The 14,121-nt window shown below is 74.2% G+C and carries 11 protein-coding genes; 8 read left to right on the top strand and 3 right to left on the bottom strand.

Annotation, left to right across the window (positions count from 1 at the left end):
- A partial coding sequence (locus ADY01_RS22165; protein ID WP_053171099.1) for a four-carbon acid sugar kinase family protein occupies positions 1-1,200 on the bottom strand: 1,200 nt, incomplete at its 3' end.
- 240 nt (positions 1,201-1,440) lie between these two features.
- Between ADY01_RS22165 and ADY01_RS22160 the strand changes: the two genes are divergently transcribed.
- Positions 1,441-2,397, top strand: a complete 957-nt coding sequence (locus ADY01_RS22160; protein ID WP_267888461.1) for an aldo/keto reductase — start codon at positions 1,441-1,443, stop codon at positions 2,395-2,397.
- Between the two features lie 85 nt (positions 2,398-2,482).
- Here the strand turns inward: ADY01_RS22160 and ADY01_RS22155 are convergent, their stop codons facing one another.
- Both ADY01_RS22155 and ADY01_RS22150 read right to left on the bottom strand, forming a co-directional pair.
- Positions 2,483-4,948, bottom strand: coding sequence for a right-handed parallel beta-helix repeat-containing protein (locus tag ADY01_RS22155; protein WP_159001343.1), 2,466 nt, complete (start codon positions 4,946-4,948; stop codon positions 2,483-2,485).
- A gap of 130 nt (positions 4,949-5,078) precedes the next feature.
- Positions 5,079-5,819: a FadR/GntR family transcriptional regulator gene (locus ADY01_RS22150; RefSeq protein ID WP_049576494.1), complete on the bottom strand. Its 741-nt coding sequence runs from the start codon at positions 5,817-5,819 to the stop codon at positions 5,079-5,081.
- Positions 5,820-6,122: 303 nt separating this feature from the next.
- Here ADY01_RS22150 and ADY01_RS22145 point away from each other — a divergent pair, with 303 nt between their 5' ends.
- Genes ADY01_RS22145 through ADY01_RS22115 form a run of 7 tightly spaced genes read left to right on the top strand, consistent with a single transcriptional unit; the run spans position 6,123 to position 14,090 of the window.
- Positions 6,123-7,298: a mandelate racemase/muconate lactonizing enzyme family protein gene (locus tag ADY01_RS22145; RefSeq protein WP_049576491.1), complete on the top strand. Its 1,176-nt coding sequence runs from the start codon at positions 6,123-6,125 to the stop codon at positions 7,296-7,298.
- Complete coding sequence (locus ADY01_RS22140; RefSeq protein ID WP_049576490.1) at positions 7,295-8,299, top strand: hydroxyacid dehydrogenase; 1,005 nt, start codon at positions 7,295-7,297, stop codon at positions 8,297-8,299. The genes ADY01_RS22145 and ADY01_RS22140 overlap by 4 nt, the downstream gene beginning before the upstream one ends.
- 47 nt (positions 8,300-8,346) lie before the next feature.
- The gene (locus ADY01_RS22135; protein WP_078900502.1) at positions 8,347-9,447 is read left to right on the top strand and encodes an aldo/keto reductase; all 1,101 of its coding nucleotides are present in this window, start codon (positions 8,347-8,349) and stop codon (positions 9,445-9,447) included.
- Positions 9,444-10,922, top strand: coding sequence for a hypothetical protein (locus ADY01_RS22130; protein ID WP_049576487.1), 1,479 nt, complete (start codon positions 9,444-9,446; stop codon positions 10,920-10,922). The genes ADY01_RS22135 and ADY01_RS22130 overlap by 4 nt, the downstream gene beginning before the upstream one ends.
- 32 nt (positions 10,923-10,954) lie before the next feature.
- Entirely contained in the window at positions 10,955-12,232 is a 1,278-nt protein-coding gene (locus ADY01_RS22125; RefSeq protein WP_049576484.1) for an ABC transporter substrate-binding protein, read from the top strand.
- Positions 12,233-12,234: 2 nt separating this feature from the next.
- The gene (locus tag ADY01_RS22120) at positions 12,235-13,251 is read left to right on the top strand and encodes a carbohydrate ABC transporter permease (protein ID WP_078900500.1); all 1,017 of its coding nucleotides are present in this window, start codon (positions 12,235-12,237) and stop codon (positions 13,249-13,251) included.
- Positions 13,248-14,090: a carbohydrate ABC transporter permease gene (locus ADY01_RS22115; protein ID WP_049576481.1), complete on the top strand. Its 843-nt coding sequence runs from the start codon at positions 13,248-13,250 to the stop codon at positions 14,088-14,090. Before ADY01_RS22120 ends, ADY01_RS22115 begins: the two co-directional genes overlap by 4 nt.
- Positions 14,091-14,121: the final 31 nt, after the last annotated feature.

The raw sequence follows: 14,121 nt of genomic DNA, 5'->3' as shown, positions 1-14,121 counted from the left end.
GACGATGCGGAGCAGGGAGTCGGGGCCGCCGTAGCTGCCGGGGCGGGTGACGATCGAGCGGCCGTCGGGGTGCTGGTGGACCGCGCCGTGGTGGATCTGGCCCACGGGCTCCAGTTCGCGCACGCCGAGGGCGTCGAGCACGCGGCGGCCGGTCTCGCCGCCGGTCAGCACCAGGTCGGCGGGGGGCGCGCCGCGGGCGGCGTGCGCGGCCAGGGCCCCGGCCACCGCCGCGGCGAGGCGGGCGACCAGGGCGCGGGGCGCCGGGTGGGGGGCGGCCGCGCGGCCGATGGTCAGGACGGTGGTTCCGGCCATCGGCAGGGCCGGCGACGGGGGGCGGCGTCCTGGTGGCGGGTCGGCGAGCGGCAGGAGCAGGGGGGTCGCGCCGTCCGCGGCGAGCCGCGCGGCCTGCTCGGCCGCGGTGGGCTCGGCCGAGCCGACCACGACGAGGAGCGGGCGGTCCCCCTCGGGCGGCGGCCCGGCGAGGGCGCCGGCGCCGGGTCGGCCGAGGTGGCGGCCCAGCGCGCCGGCGATGCCGCCGGTGCCGATCAGGCGGGTGGCGGGGTCGGCGGCGAGGGCGGCGGCGGCGATCGCGTCGAGGTCCGCGTCACTCTCCGCGTCGGGAACGGCCATGCGCCCGGCGGCCGTCGCCGCGCGGAAGGCCGCGACGAGGGCCGCGTGCCCGGTGCGCACGGTGCGCAGGGCAACGGGGGCCACCGGCACGGGGGCGAACGCGGCGGCCAGCGAGCGCGGCGGCGGGGTGGGCTCGACGCGCCAGGCGTCGGTCTCGTGCAGCGGGACGCCCCGCAGGTGGACGGTGGAGTCGCGGACCACGCGCCCGGCGACGGGCAGCGCGGTGGTGGCCACGGCCGGGTGGCCGTCCTCGGTCAGGACCCGGGCGAGGGCGGCGAGGTTGCCGCGGAGCAGCGAGTCCACCTTGGCCAGCACCAGCGCGCCGCCCGCGTCCCGGCCGCCCCCCGCCGCCAGCGCGGCCCGCGCCCGGCGCGTGGCCTCGGCCGCGGGGAGGTGGCGGCAGTCGAGGTCGACCACGGTGGTCTCGCCCGGCTCGCGGGGGGCCGCGCGGCCCGCGTCGAGCACCACGCGGTTGCGCGTTGTGCGCGCCAGCAGTCCGGCGGCGGTCTCGGCCGCGCCCGACAGGTCGTCCGCGAGGGCGAGCACGCGCCGCTGCCGCTGGTCGGGCACCGGGCCTCCTGGGAGTCGTCGGACGGAGGCGCGGGCCGGGCGCGCGGGGTTCCGTTACGGCCGATCGTGCCGGTCGATGATGCCACAGGTCGCGCGATGCGCGCGAGATGTCTTGCGCGGATCGCGCACCCGTGCCACGGTGACCCTCGGCCGGTGCCGAGCCGCCGCGGGTCACGGGGGCGCGCGGAGGCCAACGGGACCGGCCGCCGCCCCGCAGGACGACGGCCGAAGGAGGCCCCGGTGAACGCGTCCGCTCCCCCGCTCGTCCTCGGCACGATGACCTTCGGCGACACCGTGGACCGTGCCGGGGCCGCGGCGATGCTGGACCTCGCGCTCGACGCCGGGGTGACGGCCGTCGACACCGCCAACGTCTACGCCGGCGGCGCCACCGAGACGATGCTCGGCGAGCTGCTGACCCCGGCCCGCCGCGCCCGGGTGACCGTGGCCACCAAGGCGGGGATGCCGCACCCGGACGCGGGCGGCCACGCGCCGCTGTCGCCCGCGGGGCTCCGCGGCGCACTGGAGGGGAGCCTGCGGCGGCTGCGCGCCGAGCACGTGGACCTGTTCTACCTGCACCAGCCGGACCGTTCCGTGCCGATCGAGGAAACCCTCGGCACGGTGGCCGAGTTCGCGGCCGAGGGGAAGATCCGCGCGCTCGGCGTCTCCAACCACGCGGCCTGGCGGATCGCCGAACTCACCCACGCCGCCGAGCGGACCGGCGCCCCCCGCCCCGAGGTGGCCCAGCAGCTCTACAACCTGCTGGCCCGCCGCGTCGAGGAGGAGTACCGCGAGTACGCGGTCACCCAGGGCTTGCGCACCGTGGTCTACAACCCGCTCGGTGGCGGCCTGCTGACCGGCCGCCACCGCCTCGGCCGGGAGCCCGCGGCCGGGCGGTTCGGGGACTCGCGGCTGGCGCCGATGTATCGCGAACGGTACTGGCGCGCGGGCCTGTTCGACGCCGTCGCGCGGCTGGAGCGGATCGCCGAGGAGGCGGGCGTGGCACCGGCCGAGCTGTCGCTGCGCTGGCTGCTGGGCCGCGCGGGGGTGGACGCCGTGCTGCTCGGGGGCTCCCGGGTGGAGCACCTGCGCGCCAATCTCGCGGCCGCCCACGCCGGGCCGCTGCCGGAGGAGGTGACCGCCGCCTGCGACGCGGTGGGCGCCGACCTGCGCGGCCCGATGCCCGCCTACCACCGCTGACCGCGGCGCGGCGCGGCGCCGGGCGGCGGCGCGCCGTGGGGGTCGCGCCGCCGCCCGGTCGCCGTGATTTTTCCGGCGCGCGGCCTCAAGCGCGCGGCCCGACGCCCTCCAGGGGGAAGGCACGGTTCCACTCGCGCACCCACCGGGGGCCGAAGCCGTCCTCCTCGTTCAGCCTGCTGGTCCGGGGGTCGAACCGCCCGGTCTCCGGGTCGAACGAGACCTCGGAGGGCTCGCCGACCGAGACGCGCACCGCGTCGAAGCCCGGGTTGAACGTGGCGATCGTCAGCCCGTCGGCGTCGTCGGTGTAGGCGAAGTCGCCGGTGTCGATGAGGACCGAGCGGGTCAGTTCGTTGTGCGCGGGCACGTAGACGGAGTCCGGGTTCTCCCACACCTCCGGTGCGGTGCACTCCTCGGTACCGATCTCGGCGCAGGGCTGGCCGGCGGAGTCGGCCGGCACGTACCAGTCCCTGATGTTCGGGTACTGCCGCTCGTAGTGGCGGTACCACCGCTCCACGTTCTCGGGGGTGTTGGTGAAGCCGGAGCCGTCGCCGACGCGCAGCATGTCGTTGAAGCGCTCGACGACGACCTTGGCGTTGGGGACCGGCAGCCGCCGGCCGCCCTCGTGGTAGAGCTTGTCGTGGCCGCTGAAGCGGACGCCGAGGAAGACGTTGTCGGAGGCGACGTTGCTGTGGCCCGCGTTGTAGAACAGGCCGTGCTCGACCTCGGAGAAGTAGTTGTGGTGGACGGTCATCCCGGACATGCCGTCGTCCATGTAGATGGCCTGGTTGTTCCCGGCGACCTCGCCGAAGTAGTTGTAGGCGATCTCGTTGTTGAGGTACGTGTAGTCCCGGCCCGAGTAGATGACCCCCTGGTCCGAGGCGTTGGTGACCAGGCGCTCGAACCGGTTGTGGCTGACCACCATGTCGTTGCCCATGATCTGGACCGCCATGTGCGGCGCGTCGTGGACGTGGTTGCGGCGGAAGGTGTTGCCCACCCCGTACAGGTAGCCGGCCGGGGTGTAGGTGGCCAGCTTGGAGAAGTTGTAGATCTCGTTGTGCTCGACCACGTTGTCGCCGCGCTCCAGGGTGTCCCGGTCGCCGCCCGCGAGGAACACCCCGCCGCCGCCGAGGTCGTGCAGCGTGCTGTCCACGACGCGGTTGTCGTGTCCGCCGCGGCTCGTGGTGTACTCGGCGACCGCCGTGATGGCGTCGCTGGCCTCGCCGATCTGCACCGCGTCCAGGCTGACGTTGCGGATCACCATCCGCTGGAGCGTGCAGGACTCCGCGTCCAGCAGCCGCACGCCGCTGTTCGTGGAGCCATTGAGGGTGAGGCCGTCCAGGGTCACGCCGGTCACGCCCTCCAGCACGAAGAACGGCTGGTCGAACGCGGTGAGCGTGATGTCCTTGTCCGCGACCGTGCCGCCGGGCGGGTAGTAGTAGAGCACGTCGGCGCCGTCGTACCGGTCGATGTAGTACTCGCCCTCGGCGTCCAGTTCGCTCAGCAGGTTCTGCGCGACGAACGAGGTCCACTTGTCGGTGGCGGCGTACATGGTCGGGTAGGTGGTGCGGATGTTCCAGCCGGCCGCCGCCCCGTCGTCGTCCAGGCCCTCGGCGCCGACCGAGTAGATGCGGACCCGGTCGTTGCCGTAGTTGTTGCCGAAGTAGCCCGCCAGCCAGCCGTCGGTCTCGTGGACGGTGGTGTCGATGGGGCGTTCGGGCTGGTTCGTCACGGTCTCCTCGGGCAGGTCCGCGGGCGGCGCCCAGGAGGCGTAACGGCCGGCGATCTCGGGGCTGTCCACCCGGTAGACGGGGCCCGGGAGTTCGAGCATCTCCTCGTAGGGCAGCGTGGTCCCGTCGGGTGTCTTGTCCGAGAAGTGGTCGCGTGCGCCTTCGAACGCGGCGGCCACGCCCAGGGCCGAACTGTCCAGCTGCGCGTCGCCGTTGGGGTACTGGGCGAGCGTCTGCGCGGTGTCGTCGGCCACCAGCTCCGGCGCGAACGGCCGGGCCTGCCAGTTGAATCCGTTCTTGTTGAGGGAGCCGGTCGGAATCCCCTCGGCGCCCAGGTCGTAGACGTACACCTGGTCGCGGACCGCCTCCGGGACCCGGGCGCGGGAGGACCACCGCGGGTCCTCGCCGGTGATCTCGCTCAGCGGGCGGAAGGCGTCGCCCGGCAGGGTCCTGGCGCCCGTGAACTCCACCTCCTCGCCGCGGTAGGCGGCATAGGTGACATGGGAGTTGCCCGGCCCCGTCAACTCGACGGTCCGGGAGGTCTCGTAGACGCCGCCGCGCAGGTAGACGGTGCCCCGGTGGCGCGCGTCGGTGCGGCCGGCCAGCGCGTCCCTGGCCTCCTCCACGGTGCCGAACGGGTCCTCCAGCGTCCCCGCGGCGCCGTCCCGGCCGTCGGGGGCGACGTAGACGGTCGGCCCCGAGGGGCCCGGACCGCCGGGCGCCGCGGCGGCGGCCGAGGGGGCCGCCGGCGCGACGGCGAGCAGCAGGGCCGTCGCGAGCGCCCCGGCCGTGCGTCGGCCGCGGCTCCGCACATGTCTTGGCATGGTCCGACCTCTCTCATCACACGTCATACATGTTCTCTTGTGGTGAGGGACCGTATCCGCGCGCATGACCGATTTCAACCGTCGTGCACGCGGGAGTTGGGCACGGGGTGGGTACGGGGCCCAGGGTCGGTCAGGGCTCCTGAGGGCGGCGGCGCGCCCAGGAGTTGGTGATGTGCTCGCGCATGGCCTGGGCCGCGCCGTCGGCGTCGCCGGCCAGGATGCGGTCGTGCACGCGGGTGTGCGCCAGGTGCGTCAACTCCAGCTCGGCGCGGGTGGGGTTGCCGCTGTACTGCGAGGTGTGCAGGGCCCGGCCCTGGAGGCTGGAGACGATGGCGCGGCCGAAGGTGTCCCCGGAGACGCGGTGGATGTGGTCGTGGAAGGCGATGTCGGCGCTCGCGTAGGCACCCGCGTCGTCGAGGAGCCCGGCGAGGGTGCGCAGGTGCGCGCTCAGCTGTGCCGCCTCCTCCTTGGTGACGCGCCGGGCCGCCTCGGCCGTCATGGGGCACTCCAGCGTGATGCGGATCTGGATCAGGTTGTCCAGGTAGCGCAGGCGGTCGGCGCGCTGGAACAGCGCGTCGAGGATCTGCGGGTCGAGCAGGCTCCAGTGGTTCTGCTCCAGCACGATCGTCCCCCAGCCCTGCCGGGCGGTGACCAGGCCCTTCTCGGCGAGCGCCGTGATCGCCTCACGCACCACCGTGCGGCTGACCTGGTACATCTCGCACAGCATCCCGGTGGGCGGCAGCGCCGTTCCGCTCGGGTACTCCTCCGTCACGATGGCCGTGGTGAGGCTCTGCACCACGCCCGCGGCCAGCGGCGGCCGGTGCCGGGGCGGCGGGGGCGACGACTTGGGGACCGGGGGCCGTGAACTCATCGGGGTTCTCCGTCGTTTCCGGGGCCCCTTACGCGCCCCGCCGTGCGGGGCGCGGCGGCCGTCACGCAGGGGAGTTGGGGAACCTCGTACAGAAGTGGCCAGACTACCGCACCACCAACTGGTCAGTCGTATGATAAGTTACGTGTCGCTTCCACGGGAACACCCCGTGGCACGGCGACCTCACCGCGACCTCACCGCCGCCTCATCCGTTCCCCGCCTGTCCCGGCCGCACCGCGTGCCGCCGACCGTCACCGCCTCCCCGCCGCCCGCGGTCCGCACGGCACCCAAGGAGCAGAAGAGTCGATGAAGATCACGGGCTATCGCAGCCTCAGGACCGTCCACCGCTGGGGCCGGCCGGTCGGCGACGCGAACGGCGTGCTCTCGGGCGGGGTCACCGAGGTCCCCGTCCTCCTGCTGGAGACCGACGAGGGGCTCACCGGCGTCGGCCTCGGCGCGCACGGCGACGTGGCGCGGGTCTTCCCCGCCGTGGAGGGCGCGGACCCCCGGGCCGTCACCGCGCTCTACGACCGCATGCTGGCCCACGTGTTCAAGAGCGGCCACGGCGGCACGACGTTCGGCACCGTCGGCGCCCTCGACATGGCGCTGTGGGACCTCAAGGCGAAGATGGCGGGCGAGGCCCTGTGGCGCACCCTGGGCGCCGCGGACCGTTTCGTGCCCGGGTACGCCTCGGGCCTGGAGATCGCGCTCGACGACGAGGCGCTGCTCGCCTTCTACGAGCGGTGGGCCGACCGCGGCTTCACCGGCGCCAAGCTCAAGGGCGGCCTGGACGTGGACCGGGACATCGCGCGGCTGACCGCCGTCGCCGGGCTGCTGACCCGCAACACCCGGCGCCCGGCCATGATGCTCGACGTCAACGAGAGCTGGGGCAGGCACCAGGCCGTGCGCCTGCTCGCCCGGGTCGAGGAGCACGTCGACCTGACCTGGATCGAGGAGCCGGTGCGCCGCTGGGACGTCGCGGGGCACCGCGCCGTCGCCCGCGCGGCGCGCGCGGCCGTCGCCTCGGGCGAGAACCTGACCGGCCTCGAACAGTTCCGCCCGCTGCTCGCCGCCGACGCGATCGGGGTCGTGCAGACCGCGAGCACGTGGGGCGTCACCCACTTCCTGCGCGTCGCCACCCTCGCCCTCGGCCACGACCTGCCCGTCAGCCCGGTCGGCTACAACGCCAACCCGCTGGCGCACGCCGCCGCCGCCGTCCCCAACCACCTGGTGACCGAGGTGCAGGACCTCGGCTTCCCGGTCGGACTCGGCGTCGACCAGACCGTCGAGAGCGGCGGCATCGTCCTCGGGGACGCGCCCGGCCTCGGGATCACCGTGGACGAGGCGGTCATCGCCGCGGCGGCCGGGCGGGAGGACGCCGACTGGTCGCGCCCGGCCGGGCCGCACGTGCGGCCCGCCGACGCCGGACTCCGGCTCGTGCCCACGTCGTTGGCCCCCCGCGCGACGGGGCTCGCCCCATGAGCGCCCGCGCGCTCCGCGCCACCTTCGCCATGCGGCCGGCCACCCTGCCCGGGCGGCTCTTCGACGCCGAGGCCATGGCGCGGCTGCGCGACGCCGTCGACCTCGACCCCGCGCGCGTCCTCACCGAGTACGACTCCCCCGCCGCCCGCGAGGCCCTGGCCGCCACCGAGGTGCTCATCGCCGGCTGGGACGCGCCCGTGCTCACCCCCCGGCACGCGCGGCTCGCCGCGCGCCTGCGCGCGGTCGTCTACGCCGGGGGCGTCGCGGCCGGCTGCGTGGGGGACCCGGCCGCCCTCGCGGCCCGCGGCGTCGTCGCCGCCAATGCCCGGGAGGCCAACGCGATACCCGTGGCGGAGTACGCGCTCGCCATGATCCTGCTGGCCAACAAGCGCGCCTTCACGGCCGAGCGCCTGCACCGCGAGCGGCGCGGCCTCCTGGACCGGGAGCACGAGGTGACCGATGCCGGCAACTACCGGCGCACGGTGGGCGTCGTCGGGGCCTCGCGCACCGGGCGGGCCCTGATCCGGCTGCTGCGCCCGTTCGACCTGAGTGTCCTGTGCTTCAGCCCCGAGCTCACCGAGCCGATGGCGGCGGGCCTCGGCGTCGAACGCGCCACGCTCGACGAGGTGATGCGGCGGGGCGACGTGGTCTCGCTGCACCAGCCGCTCACCGCCGGGACCGCCGGGCAGATCGACGCGCGGCGCCTGGCCCTGCTCCGGGACGGCGCGACCCTGATCAACACCGCCCGCGGCGGCGTGGTGGACCACGCCGCGCTCCTCGCGGAGCTGCGCACGGGCCGCTTCGACGCGGTGCTCGACGTCACCGACCCCGAGCCGCTGCCCGCGAGCAGCGAGTTGTGGGAGCTGCCCAACGTCCGGCTGACCCCGCACATCGCCGGCTCGATGGGCGGCGAGCTGCACCGGCTCGGCGCGGCCGTGGCTGCCGAGGTCGCGCGCTTCGCGGCGGGCCGCCCCTTCGCGCACCCGGAGGAGTGGGCGTGACCACCACAGGACCTCTCCCCGGCGACACCCCCCGGCAGGGCGGGCCCCTGCCCTCGCGGCGGCTGCGCCGCGGTCTGCGCCTGACCGAACTGGGCTTCGGTGCCGCCCAGTTGGGCAACCTGTACCGGGAGACGAGCGACGCGGACGCGGCGGGCGCGGTCGACGCGGCCTGGGACGCGGGCGTCCGGTACTTCGACACCGCCCCGCACTACGGCCTCGGCCTGTCCGAGCGGCGCCTCGGCCCGGTGCTCGCCGGCCGCCCGCGGGCGGAGTTCACGGTCTCCACCAAGGTCGGCCGCCTGCTGGTACCGAGCCAGGGGACCGCGCGCCGGACGGACGACGGCGGCTTCGCCGTGCCCGCGGACCAGCGCCGCGTCTGGGACTTCAGCCGCGACGGCGTGCTGCGTTCCCTGGAGGGCAGCCTGGAACGGCTCGGCCTGGACCGGGTGGACATCGTCTACCTGCACGACCCGGACGACCACGGCGAGCAAGCCGCGACCAGCGGCGTGGACACCCTGGTCGAGCTGCGCGAACAGGGCGTGGTCGGGGCGATCGGCGCCGGCATGAACCAGTCCGCCATGCTCGCCGAGCTCGTCGAACGCTGCGACCTCGACCTCGTCATGCTCGCCGGCCGCTACACCCTGCTCGACCAGCGGGCCCGGGCGGATCTGCTGCCGCTGGCCGAGGAGCGGGGGGTCGGCGTCGTCGCCGCCGGCGTCTACAACTCCGGCCTGCTGAGCCGCGACCGGCCCGCGCCCGACGCCACCTACGACTACCGGCCCGCCCCCGCCGCGCTCGTCGCCAGGGCCCACGCGCTGGCCGACCGGTGCGAACGGCACGGCGCCACCCTGCCGACCGCCGCCGTCGCCCACCCGCTGCGGCACCCGGCCGTCGTCTCGGTCGTGCTGGGCGCGCGCGACGCGCGGCAGAGCGCGGCCAACGCGGACCGCTACCGGGCCCGGCCGCCCGAGGAGTTGTGGGCTGACCTGGCCCGGGACGGGCTCGTCCCCGATGTCCCGGGCACCAGGGGCACCTCGGGCGCCCCCGATGTCCCCCGCGTCTCCGGCGCCCCCCGCGCCGCCGCGGAGCGGGCCACCGAGAATGGCTCCGCCAGCCGTACCCGGAACCCCCGAGGACCTCTCGCATGACCGCACCCACCTGCTCCGACCGCCCGACCGCTCCCGAGGACCGGGCCGTGCCCGACGCCGCCTCGCTCGCCCGGTGGCTGGCCACCTGGGTCACCGGCGAGGGCGCGATCAACGGCTTCCACAACCACAGCGTGTGGGGCACCAACCCGGCCAGCTTCCTGGACTTCACCAGCGGCCACGCCGCGTTCGCCGCCCCGGCGCTCGGCGCCCTCGGCCAGGCGCTGGCCCGGCACGAGGACGAACGGGGCCTGCGGCTGTGGCGCGCGATGATGCGTTACCAGTCGCAGGCCCTCCAGCCCGACGGCCAGTACCGGCACATCGGCTTCCAGGTCGGCGAGTCCGCCACCTCGGGCCTGATCCACAACGCCGTCGGCAGCCTCGGCCTGCTGCTCGGCCTGCGGCACGCCGGGCACCTGCTGGACGCCGGGGAGCGCGGGGACATCCTCGCCACGGTCCGCCGCAACCTCGACGCCTGCGAGGTCTACGGCGGCGGGCGGCCCGGGGAGTCGGGCACCTGCAACCAGGAGTACGCCCGGGTCTGGGTCAAGCTGCTGTGGACCGAGCTGTCCGGCGACGCCACGTTCGCCGAGCAGATCCCCGAGGACCTCGACCGCCTCATCGACCTCTTCCACCACCGCGGCGTCCCCGACGCGGACTGCGCGGGCGCGTTCCGCACCACCGCCGACCGGCGCGCGGGCGGCATCCTGGAACCGGCCGAGTACTACGGCCTGATGACGGCGCCCCTCGTGCTGGCCAGCCGCGTGTACGGCGAGGAGCGTTACCTCGCGGAGGCGCGCCGGCTCTGCCGCCATGTCGCCAGGTCGGCCTGGCGGGACGCCGAGGACCACACCCGTTACCACCGCTACTGGTACGTGACGGGCGACCGGGCCCACCGCGCCGACACCCCCATGCTGATCGCCGGCATGGGGCTGACGCTGTACGGCGTCGAGGAGGTGCTGCGGGAGGGTGATGACCCGGAGCTGGCCGACTTCGCCGCCCGCTGCCTGCGGACCTACGCCAGGCACCAGACGCCCGCCGGCTACTTCGCGTCCGCGACCGGCTGGCACAACGAGGCCGACGTCGCGCCGAGCACCGCCTGGCACGCCCACGACCTGCTGTTCCTCGTGGACCGGCTCGGCACGCGACCGGGCTTTTGGGACGCCGTGTTCACCCCCTACGACCGGCAGTCCGTGCTGCTGAGCGACCGGGCCGTGTGGGCGGAGGACGGCGCCCACTGGTGCGTGCGCAGCCCGCTGACCGCGGGCGACCTGCACCTGTACGGGCGCAAGGACCGGGCCACCTTCGCCCGCGAGTTCTTCGCCTGGACCGATCGCGAGGAGCTTCCCGAGGACCTCGTGTACCCGGCGGCGCCGGCCTTCTTCGTCGCCAACGACGGCGTCTACCGCGTGGACCGCGGGGAGCGCCCCACCGACGTCTCGGTCCTCGGCCCCCTGCCCTACCGGGGCACCCTCTGACCCTCTTTCCCTCTGTGTACTAGGAGACAACGATGTCAGCACTGAGTTGGGGGCGCGGCCGTACCGCCCTCGCGGTGGGCACCGTCTCGCTGCTCACCCTGGCGGGCTGCGGCAACGGCGGGTCCTCGGGCGGCAACGCCGACGGTGAGGTCGGCGGCGAGGTCCGGATGCTGGTGAACCTCACGCCCAACCTCGACCAGGCCTCCTGGGAGGAGCTGGTCGCGCCCTTCGAGGAGGAGACCGGCGTGGCGGTCGAGATCGAGGCGCCCACCGGGAGCAGCGTCGCCGAGACGTTCCCCCAGCAGCTCGCCGCGGGCACCGCCCCGGACGTCATCCAGTCCATATTCCCGGACGACGACACGCTGCCCCAGCTGGTCGACCTCAGCGACCTGCCCTGGACCGAGGGCACGCCGATGGTCGACGACTACGCCATCGACGGCAGTCGCTACGTCGTCGGCGTCGGCTCGCAGACCCAGTCCCTCGTCTTCTACAACCGGACCGCGTTCGAGGAGGCCGGGATCGCCGAACCTCCCACCACCTGGGCTGAGTTCGACGAGGCGCTGGGCCGGCTGGACGAGGCCGGGTACACGCCGCTCCAGACCGCCGGGCAGTTCCAGACCGGGCTCCAGCTCCAGCAGCTCTACCACCCGACCCTCAACACCGACCACCCGCGCTGGCAGACCTCGGTCGCCGACGAGGAGCTGTCCGCGGGCGAGGCGTACCTGCCGATGTTCCAGCACTACGCGGACTGGCTGGAGGCCGGGTACATCTCCCAGGACGACGTGGGTCTCGACCCGGCCGCGGCCGACGGCGCGTTCATCGAGGGCACCGTGGGCCTCTACCCGCAGGGCAGCTGGTTCGCCACCACCCTCACGGCCGGCGGCGAGCTGCCGTTCGAGGTCGGCGTCTTCTCGCCGCCGGTGGACGAGGGCCAGGCCCACCCCGGCCCGCAGGGCGCCACGATGGCGTACCCCTACATGATCAACGCGGGCTCCGGCAACATCTCCTCGGCGCAGGCCCTCGTGGAGTACCTCGTCACCGACGAGACCGCCATCCGGTCCCAGCTGACCGCCGACGGCGTCTTCCGGCAGGGCGCCGAGACGGCCGAGGACCCGGTGCTCGCCCAGGTGCAGACGATCCTGGACGAGGCGCCGGAACTCGTCGCCGTCGGCGAGGGGTTCGGCGACACCCGGCTCCCGGTCACGGGCTTCAACCCGAAGTTCACCGAGATCGTCCAGGGCCTCTACACCGGGCAGAGCCCGCAGGAGGCCGCGGACGCCCTCGACGACTGGGTCGGCGAGAACCGCTGACCATGGCCAGGACCCCGACCAAGACCGTCCCGGAGGGCGCCGCGGCGGCTCCGGCCGAGAAGGCGCGCCCCGCGGCCCACCGGGAGCGCGGCGGGCGCCGCGCGCGCCGCGGGTGGCGCGGCTGGCGCGGCTGGCGCGGCTGGCGCGACGCCGGTGCGCGCCTCACCATGGTGGGCCCCGCGCTCGTGCTCTACGTGGGCCTGCTCGTCGTCCCCGTCGGCTACGCCGTCTACTACAGCTTCACGGACTACAACGGCTTCCCCCAGCAGGTCCCCGAGTTCATCGGCTGGGAGAACTACGAGCGGGTCTTCACGTCGGCCGACATCACCGACTCGATGGTCGTCACCGGCACGATCGCGCTGGTGGGCGCCGTCCTCGTGAACGCCGCCGCGCTGGGCCTGGCGCTGCTGCTCCAGCGGACCGGCCGGTTCACCACGTTCGGGCGGGTGGTGATGTTCTACCCCCACGTGCTCAGCGCGCTGGTCGTCGGCTTCCTCTGGCAGGCGATGCTGGGGCCGCAGGGCGTGGTCAACACCATGCTGGAGAAGACCGGGCGCTCCTCGATGCCCTTCCTCTCCGACCCGACGTGGGCGCTGTGGACCCTGATCTTCGTGATCTCCTGGTCTCTGTTCGGCGTGCAGCTCGTGCTCTACCTGGCCGGGCTCCAGACCGTCCCCGCGGACCTGGTCGAGGCGGCCAGGATCGACGGGGCCGGACGCCGGCAGACCTTCCGGGCCGTCACCTGGCCCGCGCTCGCGCCCACGTTCAGCGTGGCCCTCATCACCTCGGGCATCTCGCTGCTGAAGACCTACGACGTGGTCGTCTCCCTCACCGGCGGCGGGCCGGCGGGATCGACGCAGACCCTGGCCTACTCGATCCTCGCCGTGTCCTTCCCGGGCCGGAAGATCGGCCTCGCCTCGGCCGAGGCCGTCGTGCTCATCATCGCCGCCGCGATCCTCGCCTTCACGGTGCTCGCGCTCAGGCGGCGCGCGGAAGAAGGGGCGGAATCCATCGGATGACTCGCTCGTCACGTCCGGCGACCGTGCTACGCGTCGCCTTCCTCGGCGTCCTGTGCCTGTTCATGCTGGTCCCGCTCTACCTGCTGGTCATCAACGCGTTCAAGAGCCAGCACGACATCCTCACCAGCCCGTTCACCATCGACCTGTCCCGCGCCACCACCGAACACCTCGGCGCCGCCTGGAACAGCCCCGAGTTCAGCATCCCCAAGGGCTACGCGATCACGCTCGCGCTGCTGTTGTGCGTCAACGTGCTGTCCATCGGGCTGTGCGTCCCCGCCGCCCACGTGCTGGCGAGGACCCCCAGGCCGCTGTTCCGCGCCATCCTGATGTTCTTCGTGGCCGGCATGTTCATCCCCACGCAGGTGATCCTCATCCCGGTCATCTTCGTGCTGCGCGGCCTCGGCCTGATGAGCACCTTCCCCGGGCTGGTGCTGTTCATGACGGCGACCACCGTGCCGTTCACGCTGTTCGTCTTCACCGGCTTCGTGCGGGTGCTGCCGCGCGCGCTGGACGAGGCGGCGGCCATCGACGGCGCGGGCCGCCACTACACGGTGTGGCGGATCGTCTTCCCGCTGATGCGGCCGATCGTCGCCACCGCGTTCATCCTCAACTCCCTGAGCGTCTGGAACGACTTCGCCAGCCCGCAGGTCATCCTCGGCCCCGGCAGCGGCATCTACACCGTCACCACGGGGGTCTACGCCGCCGTCGGCCAGTACTCGGCGGACTACACGAAGGTGTTCCCGACGCTGCTGCTCGCCGTCATCCCCATCCTGGCCATCTTCGTGGCGACCCAGCGCCACCTGATGCGCGGCCTGGCCGCCGGCTCGGTCAAGGGCTGACCGCCGCACCCCCGGGCGGCGCCGTCCCCCG

The sequence above is a fragment of the Streptomyces sp. SBT349 genome, assembly GCF_001083795.1.
Classification (GTDB): Bacteria; Actinomycetota; Actinomycetes; order Streptomycetales; family Streptomycetaceae; genus Streptomyces.
Note: the sequence above shows the minus strand (reverse complement) of the source record. Positions and strands in the feature narration are given on the sequence as shown.

What these genes read in the sequence shown, in the direction of transcription:
- ADY01_RS22155 (WP_159001343.1), bottom strand. Translation starts at nt 4,948, where the DNA reads ATGCCAAGACATGTGCGGAGCCGCGGCCGACGCACGGCCGGGGCGCTC.
- ADY01_RS22150 (WP_049576494.1), bottom strand. Translation starts at nt 5,819, where the DNA reads ATGAGTTCACGGCCCCCGGTCCCCAAGTCGTCGCCCCCGCCGCCCCGG.
- ADY01_RS22145 (WP_049576491.1), top strand. Translation starts at nt 6,123, where the DNA reads ATGAAGATCACGGGCTATCGCAGCCTCAGGACCGTCCACCGCTGGGGC.
- ADY01_RS22140 (WP_049576490.1), top strand. Translation starts at nt 7,295, where the DNA reads ATGAGCGCCCGCGCGCTCCGCGCCACCTTCGCCATGCGGCCGGCCACC.
- ADY01_RS22130 (WP_049576487.1), top strand. Translation starts at nt 9,444, where the DNA reads ATGACCGCACCCACCTGCTCCGACCGCCCGACCGCTCCCGAGGACCGG.
- ADY01_RS22125 (WP_049576484.1), top strand. Translation starts at nt 10,955, where the DNA reads ATGTCAGCACTGAGTTGGGGGCGCGGCCGTACCGCCCTCGCGGTGGGC.
- ADY01_RS22120 (WP_078900500.1), top strand. Translation starts at nt 12,235, where the DNA reads ATGGCCAGGACCCCGACCAAGACCGTCCCGGAGGGCGCCGCGGCGGCT.
- ADY01_RS22115 (WP_049576481.1), top strand. Translation starts at nt 13,248, where the DNA reads ATGACTCGCTCGTCACGTCCGGCGACCGTGCTACGCGTCGCCTTCCTC.